Raw genomic sequence first — 18,043 nt, forward strand, 5'->3', positions numbered from 1 at the left:
CTTTATTGATTAAAGCGATCCTCCGGTAATAGCAGATCCTGGTATTCCGGATGATCACGGAATGCCGCTTTAACATATGGACACATCAGTTTAACCGTCAGATGGCGTTCATGGGCACAATCAACGAAGCGCTTGGTAAGCTCGGCTGCCAGTCCATGGCCACGACCTTCAGGAGCGACAAAAACACGCTCTGCGACGACGCGGTCAGGATAGCCGGCAACCGGCGGGAAGCTGATGTCGCCGACCCATTTGCCATTATCATCGATAGCACTGATGCGGTGCGGTTCCGTTACAAATTGCATTTTTGTCCCCTCCATCATTAATAAATTTAATCCAATTTGATTTTCCATGGTTCTGAAATGATTGTCAAGGATTAACATGCTACAATTAAATGCTGGACTAGTTTAAAGATAGATTACGATTAAAATATAAAAACTGAACGTAAAATTTCTAGAGGTGAAGAAATGAAAAAAAGAGGATTTGAGATTGTTGCCAAGTATGCTGATGCCGGCCTAAACCTGCCGCAGCGGCAAACCAAGCAGGCAGCTGGCTATGACTTTGAGGCCGCTGCTGATTTTGTGGTACCTTCAATCTGGAAACAGGGCCTTTTTAAAGCGCTGCACGCCATCAAACATGGTGCCAAGCTTGGCGAAGATGAGCTGAAAGCCGGTGATCAGGCACTCAAACCGGTTTTGGTGCCTACTGGAATCAAGGCCTACATGCAGCCAGATGAAGTACTGATGCTCTTTAATCGTTCCAGCGGCCCCTTAAAACGGCGGCTGATTCTGCCCAATGGCGTTGGAATCATTGATGCTGACTACTATAACAATCCAGCCAATGAAGGCGAGATTTTCGTACAGCTGTTGAACTATGGGCTCTTTGACTACCATGTAAAAAAAGGTGAGCGAATTGCACAGGGAATCTTTATGCCATACTTAACAGCTGATGATGAGTCAATGCCTAAAAAAGATCGGGAGGGCGGTTTTGGCTCAACTAAAAAATAATTCCAAATAATCAGCTTTTATCAAGAAAGGAAATGCATATGGCGAAAGTCAAAACCCAGTATATCTGTCAAAACTGCGGCTATAATTCGCCTCGTTACCTTGGTCGCTGTCCCAACTGCGGTCAGTGGAATACTCTGGTTGAAGAGCGCGTTGAAACGGCAAACACGCAAAGCACGACACGGCATTCTTCGACATTGACGGGAATCGTTGCTAAACCGCAGCGCGTTAAAGACATCGATGCTCAAAAGCTGCCGCGCGTCAAGACCAGGCTAAATGAGCTTAATCGGGTTTTAGGTGGCGGCATCGTGCCGGGTTCGCTGATTTTGATTGGCGGGGATCCTGGAATCGGCAAGTCAACGCTTTTGTTGCAGGTTTCAGGCCAACTCAGCGATGAGGGGCATTCTGTCCTGTATGTTTCGGGTGAAGAAAGCGGCGCGCAGATTAAAATGCGGGCAGAACGTCTGGCAGTAGCCGGCGATGATTTTTACATCTACCCAGAGACCAGCATGGACAGCATTCGGGCAACAATCGATGATTTAAATCCTGAATATGTGGTGATCGATTCGGTCCAGACTATGCAGGCGACTGATGTCAACAGTGCGATTGGAAGCGTGTCACAGATCAGAGAGGTTACCGCGCAGCTGATGCAGATTGCCAAAAGCAAGAACATTACGATTTTTGTCGTTGGTCACGTTACTAAAGGCGGCGCGCTGGCAGGGCCTAAAATTTTGGAACACATGGTTGATACCGTTTTGTACTTTGAAGGCGATCTGCATCATACCTATCGAATCTTACGGGCGGTTAAGAATCGTTTTGGCTCGACCAATGAACTGGGCATCTTTGAAATGCGTACGGCGGGGTTGGCAGAGGTCAAAAATCCATCTGAGATCTTTTTAGAAGAGCGGCTCCAGGATGCTACTGGGTCAGCCGTCGTGGTTTCATTGGAAGGGACGCGGCCAATCTTAGTTGAGATCCAGGCCCTGGTTACGCCGACTGTCTTTGGCAATGCTCAACGAACGGCGACGGGCTTGAATCGGAATCGGGTCTCTTTGATTATGGCAGTTTTAGAAAAGCGCGCCAATCTTATGCTGCAAAATCAAGATGCCTATCTTAAGGCGGCCGGGGGCGTTAAATTAGATGAGCCGGCGATTGATTTGGCGATTGCCATCGCGATTGCTTCCAGCTATCGTGATAAGGGTACGCGCCCTGATGATGCTTTTGTCGGCGAAGTTGGGCTGACTGGTGAGATTCGCCGCGTCAGCCGCATCGAGCAGCGGGTTGCCGAAGCAGCTAAGTTAGGCTTTAAACGAATTTTGGTTCCCAAAAATAATCTCCAGGGCTGGAATCCGCCAGCTGATATTGAAGTGGTCGGCGTTACGACTATAAATGAAGCATTACGGCTTGCATTAGCGTAAAATAGAAATTACGACACAGTAACGATTTATCAAAGGAGGGTTGCAGGTGAGAAAGAGAATTATCAGATTGCTGTTCGTAATTGTAGGGGCAGCAGTTGGTTTTTACTATCTACCACCGATTTGGATTGCCATGCGCAATCAGTTTGGCGTTCAGTTGGCACGGCCCATTGAGTCAGTAATTGATTTTTTGATTGGAGCACTTGTTTTTTGGCTGATTTCACTGCTGTTGACTGACTGGACGATTAAGATGCTGAAACAGGCAGAAAACGCACTGACTAAAAAGAGTCTGACTTATCTGCTCTTTGGGGCAATTTCAACGATTTTTGGCTTGATCTTGGCGATTTTGGTCTCAATTCCTTTGTGGCGATTGAGTATTCCCGTCGTTAATAATGTCTTGCCGGTACTTTTGATGATCCTGTTCAGCTATTTAGGGTTTCATTTAGGGACCACGCGTCAAGACGAATGGCGTAAGCTTTTAACGCGACGCGGGCGAGATGAACAAGAAGCCCAGGTAATCAAGCGTCAGGATGAAAACTATCATCACTATAAGATTTTGGATACCAACATCCTGATTGACGGCCGCATTTACGATCTGGTCAAGACCGGTTTTTTGGAAGGAACGCTTTTGGTACCGAATTTTGTGCTTTATGAGCTGCAATATATCGCAGATGCCGGAGAAAGCATCAAACGCGTACGGGGGCGGCGCGGCTTGGATATCTTAAACAAGCTGCGCAGCGAAAAGATCGTTCCGGTTGAGATGTATAAAGGTGACTTTGAAGATATCAAAGAAGTCGATGAAAAATTGATTGCTCTGGCCAAAAAGGTTGATGGCGTGATCGTTACCAACGATTACAATCTAAATAAGGTCATTCAATTCCAAAACGTACAGGTGCTTAACATCAATAATCTGGCCAAATCATTGCGGCCACGTGTGATTCCTGGCGAGCAGCTGACGGTCGTCGTCGTTAAAAAAGGGACCGAGCGTCAGCAGGGAGTTGCCTATCTGGATGATGGCACGATGGTCGTGGTTGAGGATGGCCGCTACTACATGAATGAACAGCTGGACGTTGAGGTAACCAGTGCGCTGCAGACTGATGCTGGTCGGATGATTTTCGCGCGTCCGGTACATTCATCGTCATCGCATGGTATTGACGGCAATGAGCGCCAGGAGCAGAAACGATTGGCAGAATCAACCAAAAAGACAGATCATAAGCATAACGATCACAATAATCACAAAAACTAGTATTTGCAATTTAAGCATTGCACGGTACACTAGAATAGAAATATTTTCAATTTTTATGAAAGAGGCGGAACAACTTGTCAAAAAACGAAATTCGGGTTCGCTATGCACCTAGCCCGACTGGACACCTGCACATTGGTAACGCACGGACGGCACTGTTCAACTATCTGTTTGCACGTCACTACCATGGTAAATTCATCATTCGGATTGAAGACACTGATACGAAGCGTAACATCGCGGATGGCGAACGCAGTCAGTTGGATAATCTGAAGTGGATGGGACTGGACTGGGATGAAGGTCCTGACATCGGCGGCGACTACGGTCCATATCGTCAATCAGAACGCAAGGACATTTATGAAAAGTATGTTCAGGAACTGATGGACAAGGACCTGGCCTACAAGTCATACATGACCGAAGATGAGCTGGCTGAACAACGGGAACGGCAAAAAGCAGCCCACCAGATGCCTCATTACGAATATGAATATGCTGGCATGACTGATGAAGAAATCAAGCAGGCGCAAGCAGATGCTGAAGCAAAAGGCTTAAAGCCGGTTATTCGGTTCCGCGTGCCAAAGGATCACACGTATGCCTGGGATGATATCGTTAAAGGGCCATTGTCATTTGACTCGGCTTCAGTTGGCGGCGACTTTGTCATCATGAAGCGTGATGGCATGCCAACTTATAACTTTGCCGTCGTCGTTGATGATCATCTGATGAAGATCAGTCACGTTTTCCGTGGGGATGACCACGTTTCCAACACGCCTAAGCAGATGATGATCTACGAGGCTTTAGGCTGGGAAGCGCCAAAGTTTGGTCATATGGCACTGATTATCAACAACGAAACGGGTAAGAAGCTCTCCAAGCGTGACGAATCCGTGCTGCAGTTTATCGAACAGTACCGTGACCTGGGATATCTGCCAGAAGCCATGGACAACTTTATTATTTTATTGGGCTGGTCACCAGTTGGCGAAGACGAGATCTTCTCGCTCAAAGAATTCGTCAAGATGTATGATGAAACGCGTCTGTCCAAGTCGCCAGCGGCCTTTGATCGTAAGAAACTGCGCTGGATTAATAACCAATACATGAAGAATTCTGATGTAGATGAAGTCTTCAATGTTGCCATGCCGCTTTTGATCAATGCCGGTTTGATTGAAAAACATGCTGATCCATACAAGATCGAATGGATGCGGCGGATCGTTGAAATCTTCAAGCGGGAAATCTCGTATGGTGAAGAAATTCTTCAATATGCTAAGCCATTTGTCGAAGAGCCACAGATCCTGACTGACGAAGCTAAAGAAGAAATGAGTGCTGAAACGGTTGCTGTAGTGCTGCGCGATTTCCGTGACAAGATTGCTGCCTTGGACTTTATGGATGCGACGTCCATTCTGCGCTGCATCAAAGGCGTACAAAAAGATACCAAGGTTAAGGGCCGCAAGCTGTGGATGCCGCTGCGGATTGCGATTACGCATGAAACGCATGGCCCACAACTGCCGGAAAGCATTGAGCTGATTGGTCAAAAAGCAACGCTGGCTCGTTTGGACGACATGATCGACCGGGTAGAAAACGGCAAGCTTTAAGATTTTAATGCCTAACGACCAGCTTGGCGTTAGATCAAACTAAAAATGGGATCCGATATTCGGCTTGACCGAATAAGGATCCCATTTTGTTTGAGTTGAATGTTTAGATAATTCAAGAAGATGCAAAGTGGCAAAGGAGGAAGACATGCGAATCACTCCCGCACAAAACGATGCACTGCAGATGCTGGCAGCCTTGGTGACCTTAATCTTTATGAGTTGGTCATTAAAATACTGGCCGGCTTTTCATCGCTTGGATCAAAGACTGCATGACCAGGTACCCAATCGGCAAAACAGTCCTTTTTGGCGCGGCGTGGCGTGGATTGGCCAGCCTAAGCTCACGGTCGGCTATGCGTTTGTCTTAGCCGGTGTCTTGTGGCTGAATGCTGATTCAATCACGGCGTTTTGGGCCTTGGCAACGCTGGGCAGTCTGGATGCGTTGGGAATTGGCGTTAAATTGTATTTTAAGCGCAAGCGGCCTGACCAGCATTTGCCTGGTGACGGTGGCTATAGCTTTCCCAGCGGACACGTTTTGGGAACGACGGTTTTGGTGCTGATGATCTGGTCACTTTGGCCAACGCCATGGACTGGTATTTTAGGCCTGGTCTGGCTATTTTTGGTTGCTTCATCCAGGCTGGTCTTAAGAGCTCATTATCCAAGCGATGTCTTCAGTACGATGGTCATGGCTGCCGGCTGGGTGGCGCTGTTAAGAAGGCTGTACGCACCATTAGCTGAGCTGCTGACCAGGCTGTTTTAGCATCAGGTAAAGAAAAAGCAGCGGCCGGGGGAGCCGCTGCTTGAGGAGTATTACGAAGATCTTGGGGGAGATTTCGTAAAAATGTGTATTTTTCGGTTACTATTGGGAGGAGTAATTGAAAAATAATAGGTTTCGGTTAAATTGATTGCAGCCAAGCTATCTCGTTTGACTACATCTGTAATATTAGCACCCTTTTATGAAAAAAGTATGAACAAAGACTTAACAATTTATTTTTAATACGTCAATCAGGAATCGCAGTGAATTGTGGTAAAATACTGTTATTGCAACTACTTTTACAAGGAGGATTACGGCGTTATGTTGACTATTTATAATACGTTTACCCGTAAAAAAGAAGAATTTAAGCCTTTGCACCCTGGAGTTGTTAACATGTACGTCTGTGGTCCCACGGTCTACAACTACATTCATATCGGCAACGCTCGCAGTGCCATTGCCTTTGATACCGTGCGCCGTTATTTAGAGTTTAAAGGCTATCAGGTCAACTATGTCTCCAACTTTACCGATGTTGACGACAAAATGATTAAGGCGGCTGCTGAACAGGGAATTACGGTTCCTCAGCTGGCCGACAAATTTATCAAGGCCTTCATGGAAGATACGGCTGCCTTAAATATTGAACCAGCTACCAAGCGACCGCGCGCGACAGAAAGCATTCCTGAGATCATTGACTTTATCAAGGTTCTGATCGAAAAAGACTATGCGTATGTTAAAGATGGCAACGTTTATTATCGGACGCGCAAGTTTAAGCATTATGGCGAGCTTTCCGGCCAATCAATCGATGATTTGGAAACGGGTGCTAGTGAGCATATTACAGCTGAAGAGATTCACCAAAAAGAGGATCCTTTAGATTTTGCGCTTTGGAAGGCAGCCAAACCAGGCGAGATCAACTGGGATTCGCCATGGGGGCAAGGACGGCCTGGCTGGCACATTGAATGCTCGGTCATGTCAACGCGCTACTTAGGGAAAACGATTGATATTCATGCTGGTGGTCAGGATCTGCAGTTCCCGCACCATGAAAATGAGATTGCTCAAAGTGAAGCCGAAACAGGACAAAAGTTTGTTCGCTACTGGATGCATAATGGCTTTGTCACGATCGGCAAAGATAATGAAAAAATGAGTAAGTCGCTGCATAACTTTATTACGGTACACGACATCATCAAGCATGTTGATCCGCAGGTATTGCGTTTCTTTATGGCAACCACTCAGTATCGGCGGCCGATTCAATATAGCGAGGCCAACCTGCAGGACGCGCAAAATAATCTGGAGCACATCCGCAACACCTATGACAATCTGACCTATCGCCAGCGTGATGCCCAGGATGGCAGTGACGATGAAGCTGCCCAACGAGTAGCGGCATTTACGCAGCAGTTCATTACGGCGATGGATGATGACATTAACGTCCAAAACGGGATTGCCACGGTCTATGAGTTGGTCAAGTATGCTAATGTCTATGCCCAAAAGCCGGTTGTTAAGACTGAAGCGCTTAAGATGCTTAAAAAGGAGCTGGAAACGCTGCTGGGAATCTTTGGCGTGCGTTTGGAAACGTCTAATTGCGAAATTGATGATCAAGCCATCAAAGATCTGATCAGCAAGCGTAATCAAGCACGGGCTGCTAAGAACTTTGCCTTAAGCGATCAGATTCGCGATGAATTAAAAGCGCAGGGGATTATTTTGGAAGATACCCCGCAAGGAACGCGCTACAGAAAGGAATAAAATGGAAAAAGCCGACTATCAGCAACTAAATGGCATTGCCCTGGCTTATCTGGGGGATGCCGTCTATGAGGTATTTATTCGACAACATCTATTGGCACTAGGAATGAGCAAGCCCAATCGTCTGCAGCACCAGGCTACTCATTATGTTTCAGCCAAAGCACAAGCAGCTTTGATTGAGCTGATGAAGGCCGATGAACTCTTGACTGAGGATGAATGGAGCTATTTTAAGCGTGGTCGTAATGCCAACAGCTATACTCATGCCAAACATACCTCAGTTCTGACGTATCGCATGTCAACCGGATTTGAAGCCTTGTTTGGCTATCTGCAGCTATCAGGACAGTTTGAGCGAATCAATGAATTGGCGCAATGGTGCATTAAGCAAGTAGAAACAGGAAGAACAAAACATGAAAACTGATGAACCAGAATTTATTATTGGCCGTCACCCAGCGGTAATGGCACTGAAATCTGATCAAGAAATCAACAAGGTTTTTATTCAAAAGGATTTGAAAGCCGATATCATTGGTCAGATCGTCAAACTGGCCAAGGAACGGCATTTGGTGATTTCAAACGTCCCCAAGAACAAGCTGGATCAAATGACCAATCATCAAAATCACCAGGGGGTTGCGCTGGCAATTGCGGCTTACCGGTATGCAACGATTGACGATCTGTTTGCCAACGCCGAAAAACATGATGAAGCCCCGTTTTTCTTGATTTTAGACGAGTTGGCAGATCCGCATAATCTAGGATCGATCCTTAGAACGGCTGACGCAGCAGGAGTTCATGGTCTGATCATTCCTAAACGGCGTTCCGTTGGTCTGACCTCGGTTGTTGCCAAAACGTCAACTGGAGCAATTGAACATGTTCCCGTAGCGCGGGTAACCAATCTGGTACAAACGGCCAACGAGCTAAAGGAACGCGGACTGTGGTTATTTGGTACGGATATGCAAGGAACTGACTACCGTCGTTGGGATGCTAAAGGACCGGTTGCTTTAGTAATTGGCAATGAAGGAAAAGGAATCTCACCGCTGCTGAAAAAAACATGCGATGAGATGCTGACGATTCCAATGATTGGCCATGTCCAGAGTCTAAATGCCAGTGTCGCGGCCAGCCTTTTGATCTATCAGGGCTTTAATTCGCGTCATCCGCTTTAAAATCATGCCGTAGTGTTGATTGACACTGCGGTTTTATTTTTATTGAAAAATTGAGGTGATTATTTTATGAAACGACGCAGATTAGTAGTAATTTCTCTCGATTCGATGGGATTTCGCGATCTAAATGAACTGCGTGAACTAACGCCTAATCTAGCCGACTTGATCGCACAAGGCACTTGGGTTAAGCGCGTTCGAGGGATCTATCCAACCTTGACCTATCCATCACACACATCGATTATTACCGGGCAGTATCCGGCAGTTCATGGAATCATCAATAATACCAAGCTGCAGCCAGCTCGGCAGTCGCCGGATTGGTATTGGTACCAACGCAAAGAGATTAAAGCTGCGACGCTGTATGACATTGCTCATTCGGCAGGACTGAAAACAGCAGCTTTCCTATGGCCGGTAACAGCTGGCAGCCGCATCGACTGGAACGTTGCCGAAATTTTCCCCAATCGGATCTGGACCAATCAGGTATTGGTGTCTTTAAAAGCCAGTTCACCATGGTTTTTGTACCAGATGAATCATAAGTTTGGTCGCTTGCGCAAAGGAATCAAACAACCCTGGCTGGATGACTTCGTGACGGCAATGGCATCTTGGACATTAGAACATAAAAAGCCGGATCTAACCTTAATTCATCTAGTCGATATGGACAGTATGCGGCATCGCTATGGCGTAAGATCAGATCAAGCCAGACAGGCATTGCAGCGTTTGGATCAAAGAGTCGGTCAGCTGATTCAGGCGACTAAGGATGCTGGTACATTTGACCAAACCAATTTTGTCTGTCTGGGAGATCATTATCAGATTGACGTCAGCCAGATGATACATCTTAATACGCTGTTTGCTAAAAAAGGGTGGCTGATCCCAATTAAGAATCGGCAAACCTTTAAAAATAATTGGCGGGTGATGGCGAAAACCTGTGATGGCGAAACCTACGTCTACGTGCGACCAGGAGTCGATCGCGATGAGGTTAGACGGGAAATTGCCGGAATTAAGGGAATTGAGAAGATCTATGATGGTGCTCAGGCAGTTAAGCTAGGGGCTGATCCGCACTGTGCATTTTTAGTTGAGGCCAAAGCCGGTTGGTACTTTACTGATGAAGCGCAGCGTCCAGCAGTCGTTGAATCAGTCTTGCCATCAATGATGGGAAAAAGTGATCGCTACCGTGGTGTGCATGGCTATGGGGCCGATAAGCCGGACTACTTTACGACCGCTGTTTTTTATGGACCGGATATCAGAAAAAGAGCCCAGGTTGAGCGGGCCGAACTGGTAGATGAAGGGCCGACGTTTGCTGAGCTGCTTGGCTTAAGCTATCCCAAACCAACTGCCGGCAAGCCGATCAAAGGAATTTTTAAGGAAGTGAAACATGAAATTTAACAAACAGCAGTGGCAATGGATCTTTTATGACTGGGCTAATTCCGGCTACGGCATTTTAGTCGTAACCGCAGTTTTGCCGGTATATTTTAAGGCAGTTGCTCACCAGAATGGAGTCTCAGCGGCACTTTCAACGGCATTGTGGGGATATGCAAACAGCGCGGGGACTTTGGTTGTTTCGCTTTTAGCACCGTTTTTGGGAGCAATGGCGGATTATCCTTATGCCAAACGACGCTGGCTGAATTGGTTTGCAGGCTTGGGCATCATTATGACGATGATCTTGGGCATTTTATCACCGAATGCCTGGCGATGGCTGCTGATCATCTATGTCTTGTCAGCCATCGGCTATTCAGGCGGCAACCTTTTTTATGACAGCTTTTTGACCGACGTAGCCGATTATCGCCAAATCGATGCTCTGTCATCAACCGGATACGGAATGGGGTATCTGGGCGGCGTCATGGCTTTTTTGATTTTTTTGGCAGTTGAGCTTGGTCATGGATTTGGCTGGCTGAATGCTTATGGAATTGCACGTTTCAGTTTTATCTTGGCTGGCCTTTGGTGGATTATTTTTGGCTGGCCGTTTCTAAAAAATGCCCATCAGCGCTATAGCGTGCCAAAAGAGGCAAAACCGGTTGCTGCCAGCTTTGCCCGCGTGATAAAAACAATGCGGCATATTCGCCAATACCGAGCAGCATTTTGGTTTTTGGTTGCATACTTCTTTTACATTGATGGCGTTGATACGATTTTTACGATGGCTACTTCGATTGGATCCGATATGGGCATTGATACTACCATGCTGATGATTATTTTGCTGGTCGTGCAACTGATTGCCTTTCCGTTCTCAATCTGGTACGGCTGGCTGGCTAATCGCACATCAACGCGGCGGGCCTTGTTGCTGGGGATCAGCGTCTACTTGTTTATTTGTCTGCAAGCGCTGCACTTGAAAACGCTGCGTGATTTTTTGGTTCTGGCGGTATTGGTTGGTACCAGCCAAGGCGGTATTCAGGCATTGAGCCGTTCTTATTTTGGCAAGTTGATTCCTAAAGAAAACAGCAGCGAGTTTTTTGGCTTTTACAATATCTTGGGGAAATTTTCAGCAATTATCGGTCCGATCTTAGTCGGAATCGTAACGCAGCTGACGGGCGAATCAACCAAGGGAGCTGCCTCATTGGCGGTCTTATTTGCAATTGGACTCTTGATCTTTTTGAGACTGCCGGTACCTTCAGATTAACTTAGCTTTCCATTTGTAAGTAAAAATGGCGTAAATGTAAATATATGAAAGTTTGTTTGCTGCTTGTAACCGCTTTACTTATCGTGTATATTAAAAATAACAAGCAAGGGTGCGAGCCTGAGACGGCAATTGTCGGAGCAACGCATCAGGTAAAGGTGCGCTGCTTTTCTATCAGTTTACTGATCAATCAAGGCAACCCGAATCTATTTGCTAACGAGAGGGAGAAAATGACGAAAGCGAGAATCGGTGACGCTGATTTTCAAGCGTCCGCTGCTGAAGAGGCAATTTTGCGCGAAGCAAAAAGTGGCAATCCATTGGCAATTCAAAAACTGTTCGTTAATTATCAGAGGCTTTTTTGCTATGCCTGGCAAAAATATCATCCAGCTGATCTGTCTTTGCATGATTGGCTTTCAAATATGTATCAACTGCTTTATCAGGTCGCTTTGCATTATGATGGCCAGCAGAATGCATCGTTTAGCCATTATCTCTATCGTTCTTTAGAAAACTTTGCCAAGGGTCAGTATCGCAAGTGCCGTGCCAAAAAAAGGATTCCAACGGATTGCTTGGTGAGTCTGAGTGATCAGCTGCCAATTGCCAGTCAAGAGTCAATGGAAGAACGAATCTATTGTCGTTTGATTTTTGAAAATTTTTTAGATTATGATCTTTCAAATTTTGAGCGTGAGGTTTTAATAGCCAGCCTATTTATGGATATGCCGGCATTATGCAAAAAATTCGGCTGCCATCAGCGTACGATTCAATCCGCTTTATCACGGTGTCGAAAGAAATTGATTTTGGCTTTGCGGGCTTAAGTGAGTTGCTTTTATACCTGGGTCCATGATAGGCTAGACAGGTATAATTGGAGGCATCGGATGACTCAGAAAAAAGCGGCACTGGAATGTACCAAATGCGGTGCGCGCAACTACACGATAACGGTTAAGCCTGATCGTGAATCGCGCTTGGAACTAAGCAAGTTCTGCAAGCACTGCGGTGAATATACTTTGCATCGAGAAACAAAATAAGGGACGATTTCAATGAAACTTACAAAATTCGTAAAGAGCGTTAATACTGAAATGCATAAGGTAGTCTGGCCAACTGCTAAAGAAACGCGGCGGGACACGACTACGGTAGTTTCGCTGACGATTTTCTTTATTATCTTTTTTGCGATTATTGACTGGCTGCTGCACCAGTTCATGCTGTTGATTGTTGGCTAATTATTGGTCAAATTGCGCGGAATCTGGTATACTGCTGTTTGGTTAAGAAAACTTCGCTTTAGGCGGGGTTTTTTATTTTGAACTTTTTTGGTTTTACAAAAATGGAGGAACAACGTGGAATCAACTGAAAAGCGCTGGTACGTGCTGCACACGTATTCTGGCTACGAAAACCGAGTTAAGAGCAATTTGGAATCCCGGGCTCAGTCAATGGGAATGCAAGACTACATTTTTCGGGTTGTTGTACCCGAAGAAAAGGTTCGCCAGGTTAAAGATGGTGAAGCTAAAGAAATTGAAGAAAAAACTTTCCCTGGCTATGTCTTAGTAGAAATGGTTATGACTGATCAGGCATGGTACATCGCTCGGAATACTCCAGGCGTAACCGGCTTTTTGGGTTCTCACGGTGGTGGTTCTAAGCCAACTCCACTGCTGCCTGAAGAAGTCGATCGCATTTTAAAGCGGATGGACGACTCAGAAGAAGCACCACGTACTGATATTGACGTTAAAGTCGGCGATACGGTTAAGATTATTGCTGGACCATTTGCTGATATGGTTGGTAAGGTAACCGAAGTTGATCATGACAAACTGAAATTACGGGCTGAGATTGAAATGTTTGGCCGTTTGACTTCAGCTGAGGTTGGCTTTGACCAAATCGATTCAATCGAATAATCAAGATGTTTTTAATGACTGTCTATTGAAAAAACAGTAATTTAGTGGTATCCTTTTCGAGTATGCTATTTAACGCATACAGTGGGAGGGGCAAATTTTACTACCCCATCATTACCACAACACGGACTAAGGAGGTTTTGTCTCGTGGCAAAAAAAGTAGCTAACATTGTCAAGTTGCAAATCCCTGCAGGTGCCGCTACGCCGGCTCCTCCAGTGGGTCCTGCACTTGGTCAAGCAGGTATTAACATCATGGGCTTCACTAAGGAGTTCAACGCACGGACTGCAGATCAAAAGGGCATGATTATCCCTGTTGTAATTACGGTATACGAAGACCGTTCGTTCGAATTCATTACGAAGACGCCACCTGCTGCTGTACTGCTGAAGAAGGCTGCTGGTGTTGAACACGGTTCCGGTGAACCTAACACGAAGAAGGTTGCTACTGTAACCAAGGATCAAGTTAAGCAAATCGCCGAAACTAAGATGCAAGATCTTAACGCCGCTGACGTTGAAGCAGCGATGCGCATGATCGAAGGTACGGCGCGGAGCATGGGCTTCGTCGTTGAAGGCTAAGCTTTCTCGTACCGGACTGATTCATGAAAGTGAACAGTCTTAGTGGGAGGTATACACTCCGTTAGACCACATTTGCAAGGAGGAAAACATCAACATGGCTAAACATCGCGGTAAGAAGTACCAAGACGCCCTGAAGAAAGTTGATTCCAAGAAGGAATACGCTGTCAGCGACGCGGTACAATTAGTAAAAGACATTGACTTTGCAAACTTCGATTCAACCCTCGAAGTTGCATTTAACTTAAACGTAGACACGAAGCAAGCGGACCAACAATTGCGTGGTGCCGTAGTGCTGCCAAACGGTACTGGTAAAGACCAAACCGTTATTGTGTTTGCAAAGGGTGAAAAAGCTAAGGCAGCTGAAGCTGCTGGTGCAGACTTCGTTGGCGACCAAGACCTGGTTGACAAGATTCAAGACGGTTGGTTGGACTTTGACGTTGCTATCGCAACGCCAGACATGATGCCACTGGTTGGTCGTCTGGGTCGGGTATTGGGTCCTAAGGGCTTGATGCCAAACCCTAAGACGGGCACGGTTACGATGGACGTAGCCAAGGCTGTTTCTGAATCCAAGGCCGGCAAGGTTACCTACCGGACTGACCGTGACGGCAACGTTGCCGTTCCATTCGGTAAGGCATCCTTTGACACGGACAAGCTGGTTGAAAACTTGAAGACGATTGAAGAAACAATCGTTAAGGTTCGTCCAGCAGCTGTTCGCGGTGCTTACATCAAGCACGTTTCTGTAGCTTCGACTTTTGGTCCTAGCGTAACGATTGACCTGGCTAGTTTCTAAGCTGACGGTTTAAAATCGATAAAAAGTCATCAATTGATTTTGATGACTTTTTTATTCAAAATCTATGTAAGCGCTAACAACATGTGCTATAATATAGACGTAGCAAAGGTAGCAACCAAATGAGGTGATGCCTAATGATTAAGATGATTCGAGCAGTAATAAAATAGCTTCACTGCAGGACAAAAGAATGGAGCTGATACCAATGGGCTGTGAAAGTAATTAGTCATTTCAGGCGAACAACCGAGGTGGTATCTGATGGTTAAGATGATTCGAGCAGTAATAAAATAGCTTCACTGTAGGACAAAAGAATGGAGCTGATACCAATGGGCTGTGAAAATAGTTAGTCATCGCTTAGCTGATCAGGTAGGATTGATGTTCACTTAAAACGAGGCGATCTTATGTTTAAACCGCCATAAAATTTAAAATGATAAAGAAGATTGACGAATCAATAAATTAATTAGAAAACAATATGACAAAAGAAACTGAAATCAAAAAGCGATCGTGATTAAAACGCGATCGCTTCTTTAGTTATTAAGGTTAATCATTAGCTGATTGATCGATTTTTTTGACAATCCAAAATACAGGCAGTCCGATTATGACCACGCCGACAAAAAGCATGACACCGGCTGGATCATTGATGATCTCACTGACCAAGACAAAGATGCCACCAGCAATTGCAATAATTGGAATCCAAGGATAAAGTGGTGTGGAGAATGGACGGGATGCTTCATTGGTCTTGCGAAGAATGAAGATGCCAAAGAAAGCCAAAATATAAAAACAGTAGACGGTAAATACGCATAGATCCGATAAATGATCAGGATCAAAGAACAGCATCATAATGGTAGCTAACAGAATAATGAAAAGCGTTGCGACGACCGGAGATTTTCCTTTAGGAGTTAGATAGGATAAGGCCCGGGAAAATGGAATGTCGCGCCGTTTAGCCATGGCATAGACGATTCTTGGGAAGGTTAGCATCTTGCCGTTGATCGTCCCCATCATTGAAATGATAATACCAATGGATAAAAGCTTGCCGCCGATTGTCCCAAAAGCCTTAACCGCGAGATAGGCAGTCGTATTCTCGCCCAAGCGGTGAATCGTTTGGACTGGTAAAAAACGGAGAACGCCAATTGTAATTAAGGTATAGATCAATAAGACAGCGCTGATTCCTAAAATAATCGCTTTGGGCAGCAGTTTTTGCGGGTTCTTCATTTCACCACCTAAATTGGCGATTAGAATCCAGCCATCGTAGCCAAATAAGGTTGCTAAGATGGCAACTCCAAAATTACCGGTCGATTGATGTACTTGGCTGAGTGTCTGACCAAAAGCGTGCTGATGTCCCCAAAACAGGCCAAAAATAATAATTGCGGCAATTGGAATCATTTTGGCGATCGTAGTAATTACGGAAAATGCTGCCCCAACTCGGTTTTCCAACATGTTCATAGCGCCGATGGCAAGAATTGTTATGACGGCAAGGGGGATTCGCCAAGCAGAACTGAGGCCAAAAAGATTAGCCATCAAAATGCTCATAAATCCAGCTACGGAGGCAATAATTGCAGGACCGTAAACGATGATCTGCATCCAGCCGGCTAAAAATCCCCAGATACGACCGTAAAGGTTCTCGATATAGACGTACAAGCCGCCGGTATAGGGCATTTGCGAACCGATTTCAGCAATCGTCAGGCCGGCCGTTAAAGTGATGATACCTCCTAAAACCCAGGCGAGGATAGCCATGGTTGAAGATCCAGCACTATCTAAGACTGATCCTTGTTTAAAGAAGATACCAGAGCCGATAATGGTGCCGATTACGATCGAAAGTGCTGAACCGAAACCGAGCGAGCGTTTCAACTCTGTTTGTGGCTGTTTTTCCATATAGAATCCTCCATTCATTTTGCCAACAAAAAACCGAGTTGATCAACTGCTGAATTCTAAAGCAGTTAAGCATACTCGGTGTTGCTGGTGATTTGAGTACGTCAAAATTCCTCAACTGCTTTTAAATTAAAGCTGAGGATGAGGATTGGCTGATTTTAGAATAATGTTGAATCATTAAACGCACCTCTTGACGTTGGAAAAATTTACAAATCTTACATTAACATGAGAAAAAATCAAACGCAACTAATTATGATCGGAAATAATTTGGAGAAATGTTATTGCAATCTTTATCTAATCCTGTTATACTAGCAAAGTTGATTAAATATGACTCTGCCTAAGACTCAGGTGGCACAAGCCTTAATTAATGCCTGCCGAGGAAGAAATGAAATGTTCCTTCTCTATGTCTGCCGGTCATAGGGATTTTTTTAAATCCGATCAAAAATACATCGCAGGAGGTGAAATTCATGAGCGAAGCAACGATTGCTAAGAAGGCTGAAGCAGTTAAGAACGTCAACGAAATGCTGACGAACGCTGAAACGGCCATTGTTGTTGATTACCGTGGTCTGACGGTTGCCGAAGTTACGGATTTGCGTAAGCAACTGCGTGATGCAGACATCAAGATGATGGTTATCAAGAACAAGATTCTGGAACGTGCTGTTGAAGGTACGGACTACGAAGATCTGAAGAGCACGTTCGTTGGCCCAACGGCCGTAGCATTCTCTGATGAAGATGCTATTGCTCCAGCAAAGATTCTGAAGAAGTTTGCTGACGACCACGAAGCTCTGGAAATCAAGGGTGGCTTCATCGAAAAGAAGGTTCAAACCCTCGACAAGATCAACGAATACGCTACGATGCCAAGTCGCGAAGACCTGCTGTCCATGCTGGCAAGCGCTCTGCAAGATCCAATGCGGAAGATTGCCCGTGCAGTCAAGGCTGTTGCCGACAAGAAGAGCGAAGAAGAAGCTGCCTAAGCTTCTCAGCGTACCCGCTAAATTTAAAAATCTGCGCTTAAGCGCATAAACCGAAATATTGGAGGAAAATAAACATGGCTTTTGATAAGGATGCTATCATTGCTTCTCTGAAAGAAGCATCAATCTCTGACCTTAACGACCTGGTTAAGGCTATCGAAGAAGAATTCGACGTTTCTGCTGCTGCTCCAGTTGCTGTTGCCGGTGCTGCTGGTGGCGAAGCTGCTGCTAAGGACAGCTTCACTGTTGAACTGACTTCTGCAGGTTCTGCAAAGGTTAAGGTCATCAAGGCTGTTAAGGACATTACTGGTCTGGGCCTGAAGGACGCTAAGGACCTGGTTGACAACGCACCATCCGCTGTCAAGGAAGACGTTAAGGAAGACGAAGCCAACGACATCAAGGAAAAGCTTGAAGCCGCAGGTGCTACTGTTACCCTTAAGTAGTCTCAGCTTAATAATAAGAAGTGACGATCGCAATGCGGTCGTCGCTTTTTTTTAT

At 45.6% G+C, this 18,043-nt stretch carries 20 protein-coding genes and 1 other annotated feature; of the genes, 18 read left to right on the plus strand and 2 right to left on the minus strand.

Annotation, left to right across the window (positions count from 1 at the left end; all coding sequences use genetic code 11):
- Window positions 1–2 precede the first annotated feature (2 nt).
- Window positions 3–302 (minus strand): GNAT family N-acetyltransferase, encoded by a 300-nt coding sequence (locus ACLUWI_RS07090; RefSeq protein ID WP_412146741.1) that lies wholly within the window; start codon window positions 300–302, stop codon window positions 3–5.
- A gap of 162 nt (window positions 303–464) precedes the next feature.
- Here ACLUWI_RS07090 and ACLUWI_RS07095 point away from each other — a divergent pair, with 162 nt between their 5' ends.
- The 16 genes from ACLUWI_RS07095 to rplA all read left to right on the plus strand — a co-directional run bounded on the left by ACLUWI_RS07095 (window position 465) and on the right by rplA (window position 14,708).
- Window positions 465–1,004 carry a dUTP diphosphatase gene (locus ACLUWI_RS07095; RefSeq protein ID WP_412146742.1) on the plus strand — a complete coding sequence of 180 codons (540 nt, stop codon included), beginning with the start codon at window positions 465–467 and terminating at the stop codon, window positions 1,002–1,004.
- A 38-nt stretch (window positions 1,005–1,042) separates the two neighbouring features.
- On the plus strand, window positions 1,043–2,419 hold the full coding sequence (radA, locus tag ACLUWI_RS07100) for a DNA repair protein RadA (RefSeq protein WP_412146743.1): 1,377 nt from the start codon (window positions 1,043–1,045) through the stop codon (window positions 2,417–2,419).
- A 46-nt stretch (window positions 2,420–2,465) separates the two neighbouring features.
- A complete protein-coding gene (locus ACLUWI_RS07105; RefSeq protein WP_412146744.1) occupies window positions 2,466–3,662 on the plus strand; it encodes a PIN/TRAM domain-containing protein in 1,197 nt (398 codons plus the stop codon).
- Between the two features lie 74 nt (window positions 3,663–3,736).
- Entirely contained in the window at window positions 3,737–5,236 is a 1,500-nt protein-coding gene (gene gltX, locus ACLUWI_RS07110; protein ID WP_412146745.1) for a glutamate--tRNA ligase, read from the plus strand.
- Window positions 5,237–5,363: 127 nt separating this feature from the next.
- The gene (locus tag ACLUWI_RS07115; RefSeq protein ID WP_412146746.1) at window positions 5,364–5,990 is read left to right on the plus strand and encodes a phosphatase PAP2 family protein; all 627 of its coding nucleotides are present in this window, start codon (window positions 5,364–5,366) and stop codon (window positions 5,988–5,990) included.
- Between the two features lie 315 nt (window positions 5,991–6,305).
- Entirely contained in the window at window positions 6,306–7,718 is a 1,413-nt protein-coding gene (gene cysS / locus ACLUWI_RS07120; RefSeq protein WP_412146747.1) for a cysteine--tRNA ligase, read from the plus strand.
- A 1-nt stretch (window position 7,719) separates the two neighbouring features.
- Window positions 7,720–8,133 (plus strand): Mini-ribonuclease 3, encoded by a 414-nt coding sequence (locus ACLUWI_RS07125; protein ID WP_275263781.1) that lies wholly within the window; start codon window positions 7,720–7,722, stop codon window positions 8,131–8,133.
- Complete coding sequence (rlmB, locus tag ACLUWI_RS07130; protein ID WP_006500494.1) at window positions 8,123–8,869, plus strand: 23S rRNA (guanosine(2251)-2'-O)-methyltransferase RlmB; 747 nt, start codon at window positions 8,123–8,125, stop codon at window positions 8,867–8,869. The genes ACLUWI_RS07125 and rlmB overlap by 11 nt, the downstream gene beginning before the upstream one ends.
- A gap of 66 nt (window positions 8,870–8,935) precedes the next feature.
- A complete protein-coding gene (locus tag ACLUWI_RS07135; RefSeq protein ID WP_412146748.1) occupies window positions 8,936–10,246 on the plus strand; it encodes an alkaline phosphatase family protein in 1,311 nt (436 codons plus the stop codon).
- The gene (locus ACLUWI_RS07140; RefSeq protein ID WP_412146749.1) at window positions 10,236–11,474 is read left to right on the plus strand and encodes an MFS transporter; all 1,239 of its coding nucleotides are present in this window, start codon (window positions 10,236–10,238) and stop codon (window positions 11,472–11,474) included. The genes ACLUWI_RS07135 and ACLUWI_RS07140 overlap by 11 nt, the downstream gene beginning before the upstream one ends.
- Before the next feature lie 227 nt (window positions 11,475–11,701).
- Window positions 11,702–12,283 (plus strand): RNA polymerase sigma factor, encoded by a 582-nt coding sequence (locus tag ACLUWI_RS07145; RefSeq protein WP_412146750.1) that lies wholly within the window; start codon window positions 11,702–11,704, stop codon window positions 12,281–12,283.
- Window positions 12,284–12,343: 60 nt separating this feature from the next.
- The gene (gene rpmG, locus ACLUWI_RS07150; RefSeq protein WP_074504486.1) at window positions 12,344–12,493 is read left to right on the plus strand and encodes a 50S ribosomal protein L33; all 150 of its coding nucleotides are present in this window, start codon (window positions 12,344–12,346) and stop codon (window positions 12,491–12,493) included.
- Window positions 12,494–12,505: 12 nt separating this feature from the next.
- On the plus strand, window positions 12,506–12,685 hold the full coding sequence (secE, locus tag ACLUWI_RS07155) for a preprotein translocase subunit SecE (protein WP_412146751.1): 180 nt from the start codon (window positions 12,506–12,508) through the stop codon (window positions 12,683–12,685).
- A 114-nt stretch (window positions 12,686–12,799) separates the two neighbouring features.
- Window positions 12,800–13,351 (plus strand): transcription termination/antitermination protein NusG, encoded by a 552-nt coding sequence (gene nusG / locus ACLUWI_RS07160; protein ID WP_412146752.1) that lies wholly within the window; start codon window positions 12,800–12,802, stop codon window positions 13,349–13,351.
- A gap of 144 nt (window positions 13,352–13,495) precedes the next feature.
- On the plus strand, window positions 13,496–13,921 hold the full coding sequence (gene rplK / locus ACLUWI_RS07165; protein WP_033934284.1) for a 50S ribosomal protein L11: 426 nt from the start codon (window positions 13,496–13,498) through the stop codon (window positions 13,919–13,921).
- A 94-nt stretch (window positions 13,922–14,015) separates the two neighbouring features.
- Window positions 14,016–14,708, plus strand: a complete 693-nt coding sequence (gene rplA / locus ACLUWI_RS07170; RefSeq protein ID WP_412146753.1) for a 50S ribosomal protein L1 — start codon at window positions 14,016–14,018, stop codon at window positions 14,706–14,708.
- 537 nt (window positions 14,709–15,245) lie between these two features.
- On the opposite strand, the gene ACLUWI_RS07175 is transcribed toward rplA, so the two are convergent.
- Window positions 15,246–16,577 carry an APC family permease gene (locus ACLUWI_RS07175; RefSeq protein WP_412146754.1) on the minus strand — a complete coding sequence of 444 codons (1,332 nt, stop codon included), beginning with the start codon at window positions 16,575–16,577 and terminating at the stop codon, window positions 15,246–15,248.
- A 315-nt stretch (window positions 16,578–16,892) separates the two neighbouring features.
- Window positions 16,893–17,012: a sequence feature (ribosomal protein L10 leader region), on the plus strand.
- 29 nt (window positions 17,013–17,041) lie between these two features.
- Between ACLUWI_RS07175 and rplJ the strand changes: the two genes are divergently transcribed.
- Window positions 17,042–17,548 carry a 50S ribosomal protein L10 gene (gene rplJ, locus ACLUWI_RS07180; protein ID WP_302147608.1) on the plus strand — a complete coding sequence of 169 codons (507 nt, stop codon included), beginning with the start codon at window positions 17,042–17,044 and terminating at the stop codon, window positions 17,546–17,548.
- Between the two features lie 74 nt (window positions 17,549–17,622).
- Complete coding sequence (gene rplL, locus ACLUWI_RS07185) at window positions 17,623–17,988, plus strand: 50S ribosomal protein L7/L12 (RefSeq protein ID WP_006500483.1); 366 nt, start codon at window positions 17,623–17,625, stop codon at window positions 17,986–17,988.
- The last annotated feature ends 55 nt before the right edge of the window (window positions 17,989–18,043 follow it).

Origin of the sequence: Limosilactobacillus mucosae (genome assembly GCF_046939755.1) — a bacterium.
GTDB classification, from domain to species: Bacteria; Bacillota; Bacilli; order Lactobacillales; family Lactobacillaceae; genus Limosilactobacillus; species Limosilactobacillus mucosae_A.